The sequence below is a fragment of the Rickettsia endosymbiont of Nabis limbatus genome, from assembly GCF_965196655.1.
In the GTDB taxonomy this organism is placed as follows: Bacteria; Pseudomonadota; Alphaproteobacteria; order Rickettsiales; family Rickettsiaceae; genus Rickettsia.
Genome location: NZ_OZ239771.1, coordinates 1,444,530 through 1,459,636 on the forward strand (window position 1 = coordinate 1,444,530; position 15,107 = coordinate 1,459,636).

Genomic DNA, 15,107 nt, shown 5'->3' on the forward strand with positions numbered 1-15,107 from the left:
TTCAGCTATATCTGCATTTTTGCGGAAGTCCTGACTGTGTACAAAAAAGGTATTATTACTAACTTTCATTATTAGATTTGAAAGTATTGGTACTATTATTATTTAGTACTACCTTAAACTTAAACTCTTTACTATAATTTTGTGGTTTATTGATTTTTTCCTTCTATATCCATTTTTTAAAATATGAAATAGTTTTTTTAGTAGATTACGCCTTTAAATTTCTTGGGAATCCCATAGTTTTTTATATAAGCTGTTTTGATTTTGGATTAATTGTCATTGTCAAATAAAAAGGGACCAGTAAATTGCACGAAAAAGGGACCACTATATGTAAAAATTTTTATGTCAAATGACCTCCAAATTTATAGTTATTAATACGATAACTTTTACCTGTGATGTTTAGTATATGTGCATGATGTACTACTCGATCAATAATTGCATGAGTTAATAACTCATCAGCAAATATTTCATTCCATCTTTCAAAATCCTTGTTTGTGGTAATAATGGTAGATTTATTTTCATATCGTTTAGCAATAATATTAAAAAAATCATCTACTGAATGTTTTGGTAATTGCTTAAAACCTAACTCATCAAGAATTAATAAGTCAAATGATAAGAGTAATTTAACTTTTTTGTGATAGCTATTATCTGCTCTTGCAATATGTAAATTATAAAGCATATCCGATACCGTAGTAAAATATACAGAGTATTCTCGTGTTAAAGCTTTTAATGCTAATCCAATAGCAAGATGAGTTTTGCCAGTTCCAGAATTACCTATGAATATGTGTAGAAGTCAAGATTTGATCTTACAGGCACTATAAAAATTATATCTGAATATCTGATAAATTATGACTGTCAGATGAGTATTCAAGATATAAGATTTCATTGTTCTTTTCAATAGCTAATTTCTTACTATCCTTAAAAGTTTGCATAGGCGTTTTACCATAACAATATTTTCCTGAATGTGGTCGCTCATTATTGAAATGCTCTAACCAAATATCAAGATCTAATTGTAAATCATCAAGATCAGTGTAGATCTTTTTCCGCATAGCTGTATCAAAGAATTCTTGTTTCATAGTTTTATTAAAACGTTCACACATACCATTTGTTTGAGGAGAATATGCTTTAGTAATAGTATGTTCTATACCTTCGATACTTAGAAATAATTCAAAAGCATGATGCTCTATATTTCCCTTATATTCTGACCCACAATCTGTCAGAATACGAAGTATTGGTATGCCTTGAGTTTCATACCATGGTAACACGCGGTCATTAAGCATATCAGCAGCAGTTAAAGCTGTTTTATCAGTATATAGTTTAGCATCAGCTACTCTGCTATAGCTATCAATAAATACCTGAGAATAAACCTTACCTATACCCTTAAAATTTCCTACATAATATGTATCTTGGCATCCTAGATAACCTGAATGCTGTGTCTCAATCTCGCCATGGGCTTCTTTTTCGCTACGTCGTTTCTCTAGTACTTGTAACTGAGATTCAGTAAGTACAATACCATCCTGAGCCATCCTTGCTTCTAATGCTTTAAGCCTTTTATTGATATTGTTTAAATCATTACGTAACCAAATTGATCTCACTCCTCCAGGTGATACAAGTATACCGCTCTTCTTAAGCTCATTTGATACTCGAATCTGTCCATATGCTGGATATTCTATTGCCATATCCATTACTGCCTTCTCTATCGCTGGATCAACTCTATTCGCTATTATTGGCTTCTTCCGGCTAATTGTCATTGCTAAAGTAAAAGGGACCAGTAAATTGCACGAAAAAGGGACCAGAGAATTTGGTGTAACCTAATAAGGTTATAATGTGCAATATTCACTAGATAATTAATTAAAATAAATATCTAGTGATACAATGATAAGAATAAATATGTACACAACAATTATCACCCTTTATAAGCAAGGCAATAGTCAAAGAAATATTGCCAAACTAACGAGAATAGACCGTAAAACAGTAAGAAAAATAGTAAACCGTTATGTAGAGTCTGGTACAGAATCTCCTGCACCCTATGAACGATCTTCAGCACTGGATTCTTGGCACGAACAAATAATTGAGTTATTAGAAAAGAATCTAAGTTACATAAGAATTTTTGAAGAGTTAAAAATTCAAGGTTATACAAAAAGTTATGGTTCGCTAACCCGTTATATCAAAAAATATAAGATACAAAATAACAGTTGCATTCGTTTTCATACTTTAGCAGGAGAGGAAGCACAAGTAGATTTTGGTGACATAGGCTTACAGTATAATTCTAAGGGGCGTAGAGTTAAAGCATATGTATTTAATATGCGTTTAAGTTATAGTCGCCTTGATTATTATGAAGTAGTGTTTGATCAAAGTTGTCAAACATGGATACAATGTCATATCAATGCATTTAATTATTTTGCTGGCAGTCCAAAAGTAATAAAACTTGATAATCTTAAAGCTGGAGTGGTAGATAGCAATTTCTATGAGCCCGTATATCAGAAGGAATACAAACGTTTAGCTGATCATTATGGAATTTTACTTTCTCCTTGTCGTGTATATCAACCTCAAGAAAAAGGCAAAGTAGAATCAGGAATAAAGTATGTCAAAAATAATTTTTTTGCTGGACGTAAATTTCATAGATATGAAGAATTAACACATGATCTTGCTAACTGGTTAAATAAAGCAAATAACCGAATACATGGTACTACTAAAAAAATTCCTCAGGAACTATTTGAGCAAGAAGAAAGTAATAATTTAATGCCTTTACCATTAGAAACGTTTGATTTGTCATCGTGGCATAATCGAAAAGTAGCAAAAGATTGTCATATCACCATAGATAATAATTATTATTCCGTACCGGCAAAATATATATACAGTGAGGTACTGGTACAATTATCACCAAAACTTGTTCAAATATTTTCTATCCAAAATGATTTAATAGCAAGGCACGTTAGAACAGATGGCAAAGGAATATTTACCACTAATCCGTCTCATTATGCCAAATATAAACGTCTATGCCCAGGTTTTATAGAATATAGTGAACATTATCAACAACAAATGCAGCAGATAGGAAATAATTGCAGTTTATTATTAGAGTTATTACAACAAACACGAGTAAATGATTGGCAACGTTGTGCTAGAGGTATTATTTCTTTACGTAAGGTTTACAATGATGAGTTAATAGATAAAGCTTGTCATAGAGCATTACATTACGGTATAAGTTCTTACTCTAAAATTAAAAATATCTTAAATAGTAATGCAGTAAACTTACCATTGCCAGAGTTTGGAGGTCAGAATGCAGAACTTGCTTAATGACCTACGTAGTTTTAGATTATCAGGTATAGTCAATAGCTTAAATGAAAGGATTATTTATGCTCAAAATAATAAACTAGGATTTAAAGAATTTCTCTCACTATTATGTGAAGATGAAAAATCTCACCGTAAGGATAATAATTACCGTCGTCGTAAAAGTGCTGCTAAATTACCAGTCACTAAAAATTTAGAAGACTTTGATTTTCAGTTCCAACCAAGTATTGATGCCAAAGTAATAAGTGATTTATCTACTTGTGATTATATTAATACTAAGGGCAATGTCATATTCATAGGTAATTCTGGAACTGGCAAAACTCATCTTGCTATTGGATTAGCATTAAAAGCTTTAACACGAGAATACTCTGTATATTTTACTACGGTATCGGATATGCTTTATAATTTACATATTGCAAGAGCAGATAATAGCTATCACAAAAAAGTTAAATTACTCTTATCATTTGACTTATTAATTCTTGATGAGTTAGGTTTTAAGCAATTACCAAAACATTCAGTAGATGATTTTTTTAATATTATTGCTAAACGATATGAAAATAAATCTACCATTATTACCACAAACAAGGATTTTGAAAGATGGAATGAAATATTTGCTGATGAGTTATTAACTCATGCAATTATTGATCGAGTAGTACATCATGCACATATACTAAACATCACAGGTAAAAGTTATCGTATTAATAACTATAAATTTGGAGGTCATTTGACATAAAAATTTTTACATATAGTGGTCCCTTTTTCGTGCAATTTACTGGTCCCTTTTTATTTGACAATGACACTAATCTCATACAACGCTTCTTCACCACCAGTTTCATACAGTTCTTTAAATCTGTAATAACTATCTCTACTATATCACATCGCTTTACATGCTGATGATATGCTACCAAGACTCTTAGCGAGTTCTAGTAATCCTAATTTTGGCTTTATTATTTTTTGATTTAAGTTCATTTCTTATCTCCATTTAATAATTATTTGACCAAAAACAAGATTTGTTACAAAAAAAGAAGAGAAGAATTAAATAGAAGAGTAAAAAGTTTACTTGAGCAAAAGAAGCAAGCCGCAAACACAACAAATTAATCTCTTAGGGTTTAATTCCCCGAAGCTCTGCTTCGTGATATACTAGATGCATGGAAGAAAGCAGTTATATACATAAAAGTCATAATGTCACAGTACTAATATATCATTTAGTAACACCGGCAAAGTATAGAAGAGTAATATTCAATGAGGAACTAGACGATTATTTATGTAAAATTTGTGAGGACATAGAAGCTCGTTATGAAATTAGCAGGAGTTTCGCACTTAGGAAAATTGCATATCAGTTAGAAGCCATCTAATGTTATTCTGAATTGATGTTTTTATAACTTCCCAAGTTTGTTGATATAAAGTAATTTTTTCATTTATCCTCCTTTTGTTCATATCAAGCCATGCCAATACAGCAAGGCAAATATGATTTCTTTGAGCTCGACCCGTGCGTGCCTGACAGCTTTCAATACCACAAGTTTGTTTTAATTCTCGATGATAAACTTCTATAGACCAACGTGCCTTAACAATTTTCTCTATTTGCTCACGTGTAGGGTTTTCTAAATTAGTTGTTATGTAATCAATGCGACCATTTTTTGCCACAAACTTAAATACCGTTACCCAACCGTATCCACGTAGATGAATTTTTAGCCCTTCATCGGGAATCTCCAAAGTGTCCAAGCTAACATTACGATTAACTTTTCTATTTCTTCTTAGGTTAGTAACCCATATCCAACCTAAATTACGTATATGTTTTAAATTATCCAAACCACTATACCAAGCATCCATGACTATGGCATCAGGATTGATACCTCTTTCTTTAGCTAAAGTAAGCATATCACAAAAATGCTCGTTCTTTGTTTTGCCATCAGTTTCTTTATCATATATTCTATAATCTACAGGAGTAGATTGATCAATTTGAGTATTGTAATGCAGTAAGTTTACCATTCCTATACCAGGTATAACATCATGTACAGCCCCAGAATATTGATACTTTACAAGCTCGATCCTCTTACTGTATTGCTTTGACAATAAGGTGTCATCTCCTACTAATAAACAAGGCTCCTCTAGATCAAGATATTTTGACACTTTGCTATAGATTTCGCTAGGGCGAAAATCTTTACTCTTTAACCATCGACTTGCACTATCGTGCGATAGATCTACTGGGCTTACTTCAGATAATGCTTTGCCAGTATATCTTACACTACTTGCTTGTAAAAACGATTGATATAAATCTTTGCTACATTTTGATCTTGTCATTTTTATCTAAAACTATTTTTCTCTAGATTACCATATTCTTTGCTAAGAGCCTATCTTGAAAGACGAATATGCTCATTAAATAGTACTGCAACATATTACTTTAGCACTGTTTGATGTATCAAAAAATTTACAATTTTTAGCAAAATTACTGCTTTTTTATACAAATTGTAAACTGCTTGCTATGAATTAGTGTATTGTTTTTGTTCTCAATACACTTTCAAGACAGGCTCTAAGTGCGAAACTCCTGATTAGATTTTTGGAAATAGGAGTAGATAAAGATCATGTACATTTTTTACTACAGTCAATACCAATGTATAGCCCAACAAAAATAACTCAAATCATAAAAAGTATTACATCTAAGGAAATGTTTAAGAAATATCCAAATCTTAAAGAAAAATTATGGGGAAGTGAGTTTTGGAGTAAAGGATATTTTATGAGCACAGTATGTAAACATGGTGATGAGCGGAAATTACGTAATCAACGCGAGTTTCGTATTCAAAAAGTCGCTGTATAGCTGATAAACAGTGGGTTACGGGGATATTGATAATACTGTTTTTGTTATAAAGTGAGTACAAAATACAAATTGCTAATTAAAATATGGTATTTATAGTATAAGAAAAAAGTTTATAGGTTATTGAAAAAACTTTAAGAGCAATAACCTATGATAATGGATTTTACAGAAATATTTTGTTACGTCGATGATTTTTTTCAAGAATTAGACAAGCATACAAATTCAATTACTAACCATAACAACAAATCTGGTCCTAAAAGTCGACTTAACAGAAGTGAGGTAATAACAATTATAATAGGCTACTGGCAGTCATCTTATGATTGTTTTAAGAATTATTATCTGAAGCAAATATGGATTTATCATCAAAGAGATTTTCAATTAGTAAGCTATAGTCAATTTATAAAAATAATAGGTCCACATTTACCACTATTAGTACTGATATTCAATTCTATTTTGGATCAGTGTGATGGCCTTTCTTTTGTAGATTCAAGTAGTATAGAGGTATGTAAGAGATACCGTATTTCAATGAATAAAGTGTTCGCCGGCATAGCAGCACGCAGTAAGACAACAAAAGGTTGGTTCTATGGACTTAAACTACATCTAATAATTAATAGAGCCGGTGGTATAGTTAAAGCATCTTTTAGCCCTGGCAATAAGGATGATAGAAAACAGCTGGAACTGATGATCAAAAATCTTTTTGGTAAAGTATTCGGAGATCGTGGTTATATTTCACAACAATTATTTCAACAACTTTTAGAGCAAGGAATTTTTATGGTAACTAGGGTAAAGAAAAATATGAAAAATAAACTTATGTCTATGTTGGATAAAATATTATTGCTTAAAAGAGCATTAATAGAATCTGTGTTTAGTAAAATTAAACTATTGGGGAAGTTTGAGCATTCAAGGCATAGATCAGTTACAAATGCCTTTGTGCATATGGTTGCAGCACTGATAAATTATCAAATGTCTGATAATAAACCTTCTATTACATCTCTCTTGATATGCTAAATCCTATGCTATATTAATTCGAAACTCGCGTTATTAAGAAATGCTAACGCCTCTTTTGAACTCATCTGTTTAATCTTTGCTTCTATAGCATCGTAAACCTCTAGATTATTATTTTGATCTAGCTTACTACTACTATCTGTAACTACTTTTTTATTGCTCTTATGCGACACTCTAAATAATTTAGTGATAAAATGTCTGATTTTATTTTCTTTCTTTGCCTTAATATCATTCTGATGTCCTTGATCCTTACCATCCTGTGTTATAATAGGCTCTACTTTGCTAAAAGCTTCCCGGTGATTTGCTAATTGTTCCTTGTAAAAACCATCTAGTGGTTTTGTCTTACTGTCTTTTCTACTCATTGTCTTATATCCCTATATTACTAAATTGTTCTATTATTCGTTAATTGATTTCACTTTTCTTTAAACTGCTTAAATATTCTAAAATATCTAAATAACCGCTGCCTGCTGCAAGTGATAAGGCAGTATCTCCTTGTGATGATCCCTAAAATATATATCAGCACCATCTAATAACATACTCTCTCACTTTTTCTATATCTTCCTCTGCCGCAGCTCTCATTAATTCTTGATTAAGATTCTGTATTTCTGCTTTTTTCATAACCGCCACCTTAAATCAAAATTAGATATTTATTTTTAGCTTCATACTCCCCGCATGCGATATATATCTTCTCGCTTTACTACCATTATAAAATATACCCATTTCTATATTCTTCGATTTCACACTAAATCCCGTACCATAGCTAAAGTTCACTCTAGACCTGCTAATACTGACATCAGGTAATACTTCATTATTAGTAGCTTGCTGTATCCAAAATCTAATCACAGGCATTTTTGCAGCTACGTTCTTATGTACAAAACCATAAATAACAGGGGTTATACTGACACTGTTACTCAATGAATAATCATAATTCATCTTGATACCTGCCATTGTCTCTATAATTCTTTCTTTCGTTCTTGCAACAGATAAATTGTACTCTTCCTTTGCTCCCCCTTCTGATACTTCATCATATGCCGCATCTCGTATCTTGCTGTATTTTATGCCTAATTGCGGCACAATCTTTAGTCGCTCAGATAATTTATATTGAGTGCCAACCATGCCCTGAATGATATTGCTATATGCCTTATAACTACTTATAGCACTACTGTCTAAACCTCTTTGTGCACTGCTTTTTATATTACTTATGCCGTATATCCCTATACCACTTATGAATATGTTTTTATTGTATGGCTCTATCTGTCCATATAATGTATAAAAATCACTCGTTACTTTCGATCTATCACCTAACTTGTTATTACTGAATTTCAGATGGTTATCTGCTTTTGTATAACTCATACCAAGCAGCATGTTATCTTGAGCATAAGTATCAAGACCTATTGTTATCCCCCGACTATGAGAATGATAACCGCTGATGCTCCCCGTTTCTTTTTGAGATGCCTTACCAATAATAGGATTTATGTAGCATCCGCTATCCATGCCTGTCCCTGATGCTTCCGTATCATCATCGCCCGCTGCTACTGCCGCCATCCCCATAACCTCAAATCTCTTCGATATATTAGATGACAAGGCATCTGTATTATGATTAATCGCATGCGAGGCTATTTCTACTCTAGCAGTATCAGTATGAGCGGGATCTGTATGATCTGCTTGCTGAATAATGGCATTATTACCTATAGCATCACTTGCAGCCCCTAGTGCTACATTTGTTACCTCATCTAAATCATAAGAATCTGAAACTATAGACATTGAACCTTGCTCATTTTCATCTGCACTAGTCACAAATAGGTCATTGCCTACCTCTAAATCAGATAGTTGTGCTACTTCCTGCCCGATACTAGGAGCTGTATCTTGAATATCAGCATGCTCTGCCCGATCTTCTAAATCCTGCATAGCTTCAAACTCACGGTAATTTAACTCTAAGTCCTCGTCACTAATACTTTCAACTACACTCTTGGGTATTGCATTGGCTAATACAGAATCTGCCTCCTCGCAAGTATCTGCAATCATCTCTGATAAATGACTAGTAGTTCCTAGCTGTTCAGGATAATATGATAAAGCTTCTACAACGAGATCATCGTCATCATAAGACCAGTCTTCTATAGATTTAATGCGTTTGCTTTCTTCTGATGCCATACCTGAGTGATCCCGCCCATATAACGCAGTACTAATCTCATTATCATCCCATGTTAAATCTACTGCATCATCAGCATAATTAAATTCATGCTTAACCTGCTCTTTGTTCTGTATTCTCTCATGATTTACTACATATTTGCTTGGTAACTTACCAGAACTCTTTGGCTTTTTAATACCTCTGAGTAACGTTCTTCTATCTAATTCAGGTAAGCTATCGACAAGGCTACTACTCGCCTGCACCTCACTTGTTGCTGTTAATACTGATATTGCCGCTATCCATACTCTAAGTACTTTATCTATCTTGTTTCTGTGCTTTTTCATAATATCCTCTCTGTCTAATTATTCGTATGCATACTTATCTCATAAATCCAAAGCTATAATTATCCCCTACTTTTACTCCCGTATATTGCTGATGATAACTACATTCCTCTATTGCTTTGTGAGCAGCAACATTCAATTGCATCCCTTGATTGCCGCTTTCTACCTTCTTAAAGCCTGCAAGCATATTATGTTTAAAGTACAAATCTTCTTGCCTCCCTTGAGCAGATACCGCTTTCTGCAACGCATCAATCCCTGCAGTCCCATTACCAACAGCGTAATAACTACTGGCTAAACCATAGTAATATGCTCCCTCCCTCGGCTTTAACTTTATGGCTAATTTAAAACTTTCTATTGCCTCATCATATCTGAAGGTTTACACCTTAATATCAAATCTATTATGGGGCCGTTGAAAGATAATTTTTGATAGTAAAATAAGAGGAAAGGAGGTAATAAATATTTTAAAAAAGAAATTCTGTTTAATATAGAGATAAATGTTATTCAATAGTGTAGTAATTTAATAGAGATTTGTTTACAGAGTTAGAATTTTTATTAATAAATTTCTTTAAGCCATTAAAGTTGTTAAAACCACTAATCGTTTTAAATTAAAACATATGGCATTCATAAATTCGGAGAATTGATTTTTGGCAATTCCTATATATCTAACCCGCTTATTATCTTTTGAAAATACCATCTCGAAAGGTGCTCTGATTTTCGTATAATATTTATCAAGGTCAAAATTCTTATCTTTCATATTATTTTTCTTTATTGCACAAAGATGGACTCCCTTTTTAGCTGCTGCATTCTTGGTAGAGATTGTACAATAACCTTTATCAACATATGTAGCACCAGAACTTGGCATAACATGCTTAAAACCTTTGCTATCGGTAACATTTGCAGGGGTAACTGCAACCTTATTGATCATGCCTGATTGAATATCAACACTCACATGTTTTTTATAACCATACCAAAATTTATTCCCTCCCTTACAGCCAATTTTGGCTTGTTTATCCTTTGCAACCTTAGGCAAAGTCTCATTATTCAATTTATCATATTTTTGTGCTCTTAGTTTATCACGTTCCTCCCAGAGATTAGCTTTTGAGATTAAATGAGAAGCATCTACAAAGGTAAATACTTCACCCATATAGCCTTGTACTCGTAGTTGATCGCGGAATTTTGTAAATATTTTTGATAGTAAATTAGTACCTATTTTTTTACGTATTTTACTAAATACACTATAATCAGGTGTCTTTTCTGTAAGAGCAAAATTACAAAACCATTTCGCCGCTGTGCTATCAGCTAAATAACGTTCTAATTCCCGATCAGATAAGTCTTCCATAAATTGTAGCAGCAAACATTTAAACAGCCTCTCTATACCATATCCTTTATAATTAGCTTCGCATTCTAATGCTAATAACTCAGCTTCAACTGCTTTGAATTTGAATAAACTTTTGAATTTACGATATTGATGATCCGCATTTACTAACTCATCTAAACTTACCATTAGCATTTGATACTCTGACATATAAACATATTTTTTATTTTTTTATTATACCTGCTACCCTCTCATCTCGCAACAGTCCCATTATTTCTCACATTGCTGCTACTATAGTTACTACCATTACGAACTTTTACTCTTTCCATCCCTAATACTGGATCTATATCAATAAAGAACGTAATGTCCGGCATTATAGAGGGCATGAGCTTTTTATGCAAGCTGTATACGAGTTCCATACCACCATCAATCTCTAATCCTTAATACACGACCGTTGAGTCAATGAATCTATCGCATATCACCGTATAGCCCGCTTCTATTGCAGGAAGAATCTTTTTTACAATATGATCATAGCGTGCTGCCATAACTTGTAATAACTCCGACATCGGCAGTAAATCTCTATGTACCAAGATACTACGCCAGGAGTTTCGCACTTAGAGCCTGTCTTGAAAGTGTATTGAGAACAAAAACAATACACTAATTCATAGCAAGCAGTTTACAATTTGTATAAAAAAGCAGTAATTTTGCTAAAAATTGTAAATTTTTTGATACATCAAACAGTGCTAAAGTAATATGTTGCAGTACTATTTAATGAGCATATTCGTCTTTCAAGATAGGCTCTTAGCAAAGAATATGGTAATCTAGAGAAAAATAGTTTTAGATAAAAATGACAAGATCAAAATGTAGCAAAGATTTATATCAATCGTTTTTACAAGCAAGTAGTGTAAGATATACTGGCAAAGCATTATCTGAAGTAAGCCCAGTAGATCTATCGCACGATAGTGCAAGTCGATGGTTAAAGAGTAAAGATTTTCGCCCTAGCGAAATCTATAGCAAAGTGTCAAAATATCTTGATCTAGAGGAGCCTTGTTTATTAGTAGGAGATGACACCTTATTGTCAAAGCAATACAGTAAGAGGATCGAGCTTGTAAAGTATCAATATTCTGGGGCTGTACATGATGTTATACCTGGTATAGGAATGGTAAACTTACTGCATTACAATACTCAAATTGATCAATCTACTCCTGTAGATTATAGAATATATGATAAAGAAACTGATGGCAAAACAAAGAACGAGCATTTTTGTGATATGCTTACTTTAGCTAAAGAAAGAGGTATCAATCCTGATGCCATAGTCATGGATGCTTGGTATAGTGGTTTGGATAATTTAAAACATATACGTAATTTAGGTTGGATATGGGTTACTAACCTAAGAAGAAATAGAAAAGTTAATCGTAATGTTAGCTTGGACACTTTGGAGATTCCCGATGAAGGGCTAAAAATTCATCTACGTGGATACGGTTGGGTAACGGTATTTAAGTTTGTGGCAAAAAATGGTCGCATTGATTACATAACAACTAATTTAGAAAACCCTACACGTGAGCAAATAGAGAAAATTGTTAAGGCACGTTGGTCTATAGAAGTTTATCATCGAGAATTAAAACAAACTTGTGGTATTGAAAGCTGTCAGGCACGCACGGGTCGAGCTCAAAGAAATCATATTTGCCTTGCTGTATTGGCATGGCTTGATATGAACAAAAGGAGGATAAATGAAAAAATTACTTTATATCAACAAACTTGGGAAGTTATAAAAACATCAATTCAGAATAACATTAGATGGCTTCTAACTGATATGCAATTTTCCTAAGTGCGAAACTCCTGTACGCATCTCTTCAGCAATTTCTGTTCCTCCAGGCTCCCTAGTTGACATAACAGGAATGTTCTGAGTACTTAAATATTCCTTTAACATGCGACATTGTGTGGATTTACCACTGCCATCTACACCTTCTAATGTTATAAATCTGCCACGTTTAACTCTATTAGTCTTGTTCATGGTTATTACCAAGAATACTTAATTATTTATCTTCCCCTGTCTTGATTACTCTTGCTTTGCGTGATAGTCGAAACCCAAGATACAGCGGATTTATTTTCTACAGCTACTTTGCCTTTCGTTGTGACCTCACTTGCCCCAACTATTTTTTTATTCGATAAATCATCTGTATTTAAAAACTGTAGAACCTCTTTTGAATTCATTTGTTGGATCTTTTCTTCTATAGCATCGTAAGCCTCTAGATTATTATTGCGATCTAGCTTACTACGCTCATCTGCAACTACTTTTTTATTGCTCTTATGCAAAACTCTAAATAATTTAGAAAGAGCTCTCATAATCTTACTTTCTTTCTTTGCCTTAATATTATTTTGTTCTCCTTGGTCCTTACCATCCTGCGTTATAATAGGCTCAACGCTCGCAAATATCTCTTTATGGTTCTCTAGTTGTGCTTTATGAAAATCATTTAATTTATTCTTCTTGCTTTCTTTTTTACCCATTGTCTTATATTCCTATGTTATTAAATTGTTCTATTTATTCGTTAATTGATCACTCTGTCTTCAGACTGCTTAAATATTCTAAAATATCTAAATAACCGCTGCCTGCCGCAAGTGATAATGCAGTATCTACTTGATGATCCCTAAAATATATATCAGCACCACGAAGCACAAGCTTTTTTACTATCTCTAAATTACCTTGTGATGCAGCTCTCATTAATTCTTGATTAAGATTCTGTTCTACTTGTTTCATACTCACCACCTGTGGTAAAAAACTTAAATATTTGCGTTTTAGCCTATGAAGATAGTATGGTAGCTACGCACTACCACGCAGGCATTGATTCCTAATACTCACCTAATAAATCTGTTTTAGTTAGATCATCAGTCACAGCTTTATCGTTTTCTGAATCAACAAGCAATACTGCATTATCAACACTCACAAATCCCGCCCTATCCTGTACTTTTTGCATAAACTCTTTAATCACTTGAGTTTTTTTGCTCATGATTAAATCTATATCCTGCCTTAAGTAAGGCTCTCCTGAGTAACTTGACATATACCCTGATTTAATCTGTAAACCTTCAGATTTGATCTGACATATTAAGATTGAAATTAGATGAGTTTGTGGGTATGTAGATAACTGAGAAGTTATCTATCATATCCATAAACTAAATATAAAAATCAATTAATAGGAAAAATATGTCAAACTATGATCAAAAAATAATCAAACCTAAATTAGGATTATTAGAACTTGCAAAACAACTAGGTAGTGTTAGACTGCGTGTAAAGTAATGGGCTATTCAAGAGATAGCTTTTACCGATTTAAAGAACTGTATGAGACAGGAGGAGAAGCTGCACTTACAGATATAAGTCGTAAGAAACCTATACTTAAGAATCGTGTATCAGAACATATAGAACAAGCAGTAGTTAACCACCCTGCATTGCAAATGCAGGGCTTAAGATTACGGCATCAATGCCTTAGCTATAGCTAGTTTTCAACTTGAAAGTTTCCAAACTTATCATCTCTCGATTCATGTTTATCAATATAATCCTTGATCATTTGGTCAGTCACATTGCCTGTGGTTCTGACAAAATATCCAACAGCCCATAAGTGTTTACCCCAATACTGTTTCCGTAATTCTGGAAATTCCTGCTGAATCTTCCTTGAACTCTTTCCTTTTAGATACTGTACCACCTTACTAATACTTTGATAAGGTGGCACAGATACATAGATATGTACGTGATTTGAAGCTATCTCCCCTCTTAATATCTCTACTCCATTATCCTTACATATCTCTTGGGTTAGGTCCTTGACTCTCCTACCAATATCACCAACCAATATATTATATCGATATTTAGTCACCCATACTATATGATAAGTGCAATCGTAAACTGTGTGGCTTATCTTCTTGTAATACTGCATCTCTACATTCTATATGTTAAAACGACGCACTGCAAGTGCGGGGTTTTTCTCCCAAATTTGGGACAATAAATCTTGCTATAGAAAACCCTGCTCTTGGTCAGCTTCGTGCTAGCCAAGAGTTATTAAAACAGGGTATTATAGTATCATATAGTGGGGTGCGTTCTATTTGGCTACGCAATGATCTTGAGACCTTAAAGAAAAGACTAAAGCGTTAGAAGCTAAATCCGCACAGGATGGTATCTTGCTTAGAGCCTGTCTTGAAAAGATATAAGAAATAATTTATATTGTCAAA

At 33.2% G+C, this 15,107-nt stretch carries 15 protein-coding genes and 7 pseudogenes; 8 read left to right on the forward strand and 14 right to left on the reverse strand.

Annotation, left to right across the window (positions count from 1 at the left end; genetic code table 11):
- Nucleotides 1–337: 337 nt before the first annotated feature.
- Both ACOAL3_RS08330 and ACOAL3_RS08335 read right to left on the reverse strand, forming a co-directional pair.
- Entirely contained in the window at nt 338–781 is a 444-nt protein-coding gene (locus ACOAL3_RS08330) for an ATP-binding protein (RefSeq protein ID WP_419235631.1), read from the reverse strand.
- Between the two features lie 40 nt (nt 782–821).
- Nucleotides 822–1,742 (reverse strand): annotated as a pseudogene (locus ACOAL3_RS08335) (IS481 family transposase); the annotation flags it as partial.
- Between the two features lie 145 nt (nt 1,743–1,887).
- On the opposite strand from ACOAL3_RS08335, the gene istA reads away from it, so the two are divergent.
- Nucleotides 1,888–3,294 (forward strand): IS21 family transposase, encoded by a 1,407-nt coding sequence (gene istA / locus ACOAL3_RS08340; RefSeq protein ID WP_419234561.1) that lies wholly within the window; start codon nt 1,888–1,890, stop codon nt 3,292–3,294.
- The gene (istB, locus tag ACOAL3_RS08345) at nt 3,278–4,021 is read left to right on the forward strand and encodes an IS21-like element helper ATPase IstB (protein ID WP_419234522.1); all 744 of its coding nucleotides are present in this window, start codon (nt 3,278–3,280) and stop codon (nt 4,019–4,021) included. The genes istA and istB overlap by 17 nt, the downstream gene beginning before the upstream one ends.
- A gap of 65 nt (nt 4,022–4,086) precedes the next feature.
- On the opposite strand, the pseudogene ACOAL3_RS08350 reads toward istB, so the two are convergent.
- Nucleotides 4,087–4,257 (reverse strand): annotated as a pseudogene (locus ACOAL3_RS08350) (helix-turn-helix domain-containing protein); the annotation flags it as partial.
- Between the two features lie 179 nt (nt 4,258–4,436).
- On the opposite strand from ACOAL3_RS08350, the pseudogene ACOAL3_RS08355 reads away from it, so the two are divergent.
- A pseudogene (locus tag ACOAL3_RS08355) lies at nt 4,437–4,539 on the forward strand (IS200/IS605 family transposase); the annotation flags it as partial.
- A gap of 69 nt (nt 4,540–4,608) precedes the next feature.
- On the opposite strand, the gene ACOAL3_RS08360 reads toward ACOAL3_RS08355, so the two are convergent.
- Nucleotides 4,609–5,589 carry an IS701 family transposase gene (locus ACOAL3_RS08360; protein WP_419234551.1) on the reverse strand — a complete coding sequence of 327 codons (981 nt, stop codon included), beginning with the start codon at nt 5,587–5,589 and terminating at the stop codon, nt 4,609–4,611.
- Between the two features lie 256 nt (nt 5,590–5,845).
- Here ACOAL3_RS08360 and tnpA (ACOAL3_RS08365) point away from each other — a divergent pair, with 256 nt between their 5' ends.
- Nucleotides 5,846–6,103 carry an IS200/IS605 family transposase gene (tnpA, locus tag ACOAL3_RS08365; protein ID WP_419234817.1) on the forward strand — a complete coding sequence of 86 codons (258 nt, stop codon included), beginning with the start codon at nt 5,846–5,848 and terminating at the stop codon, nt 6,101–6,103.
- A gap of 147 nt (nt 6,104–6,250) precedes the next feature.
- Nucleotides 6,251–7,108: an IS982 family transposase gene (locus ACOAL3_RS08370; RefSeq protein WP_419234519.1), complete on the forward strand. Its 858-nt coding sequence runs from the start codon at nt 6,251–6,253 to the stop codon at nt 7,106–7,108.
- Between the two features lie 8 nt (nt 7,109–7,116).
- On the opposite strand, the gene ACOAL3_RS08375 is transcribed toward ACOAL3_RS08370, so the two are convergent.
- The 5 genes and pseudogenes from ACOAL3_RS08375 to ACOAL3_RS08395 form a co-directional block, all read right to left on the reverse strand.
- A complete protein-coding gene (locus ACOAL3_RS08375) occupies nt 7,117–7,467 on the reverse strand; it encodes a hypothetical protein (protein WP_419234818.1) in 351 nt (116 codons plus the stop codon).
- Between the two features lie 277 nt (nt 7,468–7,744).
- Nucleotides 7,745–9,577 (reverse strand): autotransporter outer membrane beta-barrel domain-containing protein, encoded by a 1,833-nt coding sequence (locus ACOAL3_RS08380; RefSeq protein ID WP_419234819.1) that lies wholly within the window; start codon nt 9,575–9,577, stop codon nt 7,745–7,747.
- A 34-nt stretch (nt 9,578–9,611) separates the two neighbouring features.
- Nucleotides 9,612–9,818, reverse strand: coding sequence for a hypothetical protein (locus tag ACOAL3_RS08385; RefSeq protein ID WP_419234820.1), 207 nt, complete (start codon nt 9,816–9,818; stop codon nt 9,612–9,614).
- Nucleotides 9,819–10,139: 321 nt separating this feature from the next.
- Nucleotides 10,140–11,099 (reverse strand): transposase, encoded by a 960-nt coding sequence (locus tag ACOAL3_RS08390; protein ID WP_419234543.1) that lies wholly within the window; start codon nt 11,097–11,099, stop codon nt 10,140–10,142.
- Between the two features lie 86 nt (nt 11,100–11,185).
- A pseudogene (locus ACOAL3_RS08395) lies at nt 11,186–11,488 on the reverse strand (dTMP kinase); the annotation flags it as partial.
- Between the two features lie 248 nt (nt 11,489–11,736).
- Between ACOAL3_RS08395 and ACOAL3_RS08400 the strand changes: the two are divergent.
- On the forward strand, nt 11,737–12,717 hold the full coding sequence (locus tag ACOAL3_RS08400; RefSeq protein ID WP_419234551.1) for an IS701 family transposase: 981 nt from the start codon (nt 11,737–11,739) through the stop codon (nt 12,715–12,717).
- Between the two features lie 15 nt (nt 12,718–12,732).
- Here ACOAL3_RS08400 and ACOAL3_RS08405 read toward each other — a convergent pair.
- The 4 genes and pseudogenes from ACOAL3_RS08405 to ACOAL3_RS08420 all read right to left on the reverse strand — a co-directional run.
- A pseudogene (locus tag ACOAL3_RS08405) lies at nt 12,733–12,903 on the reverse strand (dTMP kinase); the annotation flags it as partial.
- A 26-nt stretch (nt 12,904–12,929) separates the two neighbouring features.
- Nucleotides 12,930–13,397: a hypothetical protein gene (locus ACOAL3_RS08410; RefSeq protein ID WP_419234821.1), complete on the reverse strand. Its 468-nt coding sequence runs from the start codon at nt 13,395–13,397 to the stop codon at nt 12,930–12,932.
- 49 nt (nt 13,398–13,446) lie between these two features.
- Complete coding sequence (locus ACOAL3_RS08415) at nt 13,447–13,647, reverse strand: ankyrin repeat domain-containing protein (RefSeq protein WP_419234822.1); 201 nt, start codon at nt 13,645–13,647, stop codon at nt 13,447–13,449.
- Nucleotides 13,648–13,738: 91 nt separating this feature from the next.
- Nucleotides 13,739–13,948 carry a hypothetical protein gene (locus tag ACOAL3_RS08420; RefSeq protein WP_395476640.1) on the reverse strand — a complete coding sequence of 70 codons (210 nt, stop codon included), beginning with the start codon at nt 13,946–13,948 and terminating at the stop codon, nt 13,739–13,741.
- A gap of 143 nt (nt 13,949–14,091) precedes the next feature.
- On the opposite strand from ACOAL3_RS08420, the pseudogene ACOAL3_RS08425 reads away from it, so the two are divergent.
- Nucleotides 14,092–14,324 (forward strand): annotated as a pseudogene (locus ACOAL3_RS08425) (helix-turn-helix domain-containing protein); the annotation flags it as partial.
- A gap of 56 nt (nt 14,325–14,380) precedes the next feature.
- Here the strand turns inward: ACOAL3_RS08425 and tnpA (ACOAL3_RS08430) are convergent.
- A complete protein-coding gene (gene tnpA, locus ACOAL3_RS08430) occupies nt 14,381–14,815 on the reverse strand; it encodes an IS200/IS605 family transposase (RefSeq protein ID WP_419234651.1) in 435 nt (144 codons plus the stop codon).
- Nucleotides 14,816–14,880: 65 nt separating this feature from the next.
- Between tnpA (ACOAL3_RS08430) and ACOAL3_RS08435 the strand changes: the two are divergent.
- A pseudogene (locus ACOAL3_RS08435) lies at nt 14,881–15,062 on the forward strand (IS481 family transposase); the annotation flags it as partial.
- Nucleotides 15,063–15,107: the final 45 nt, after the last annotated feature.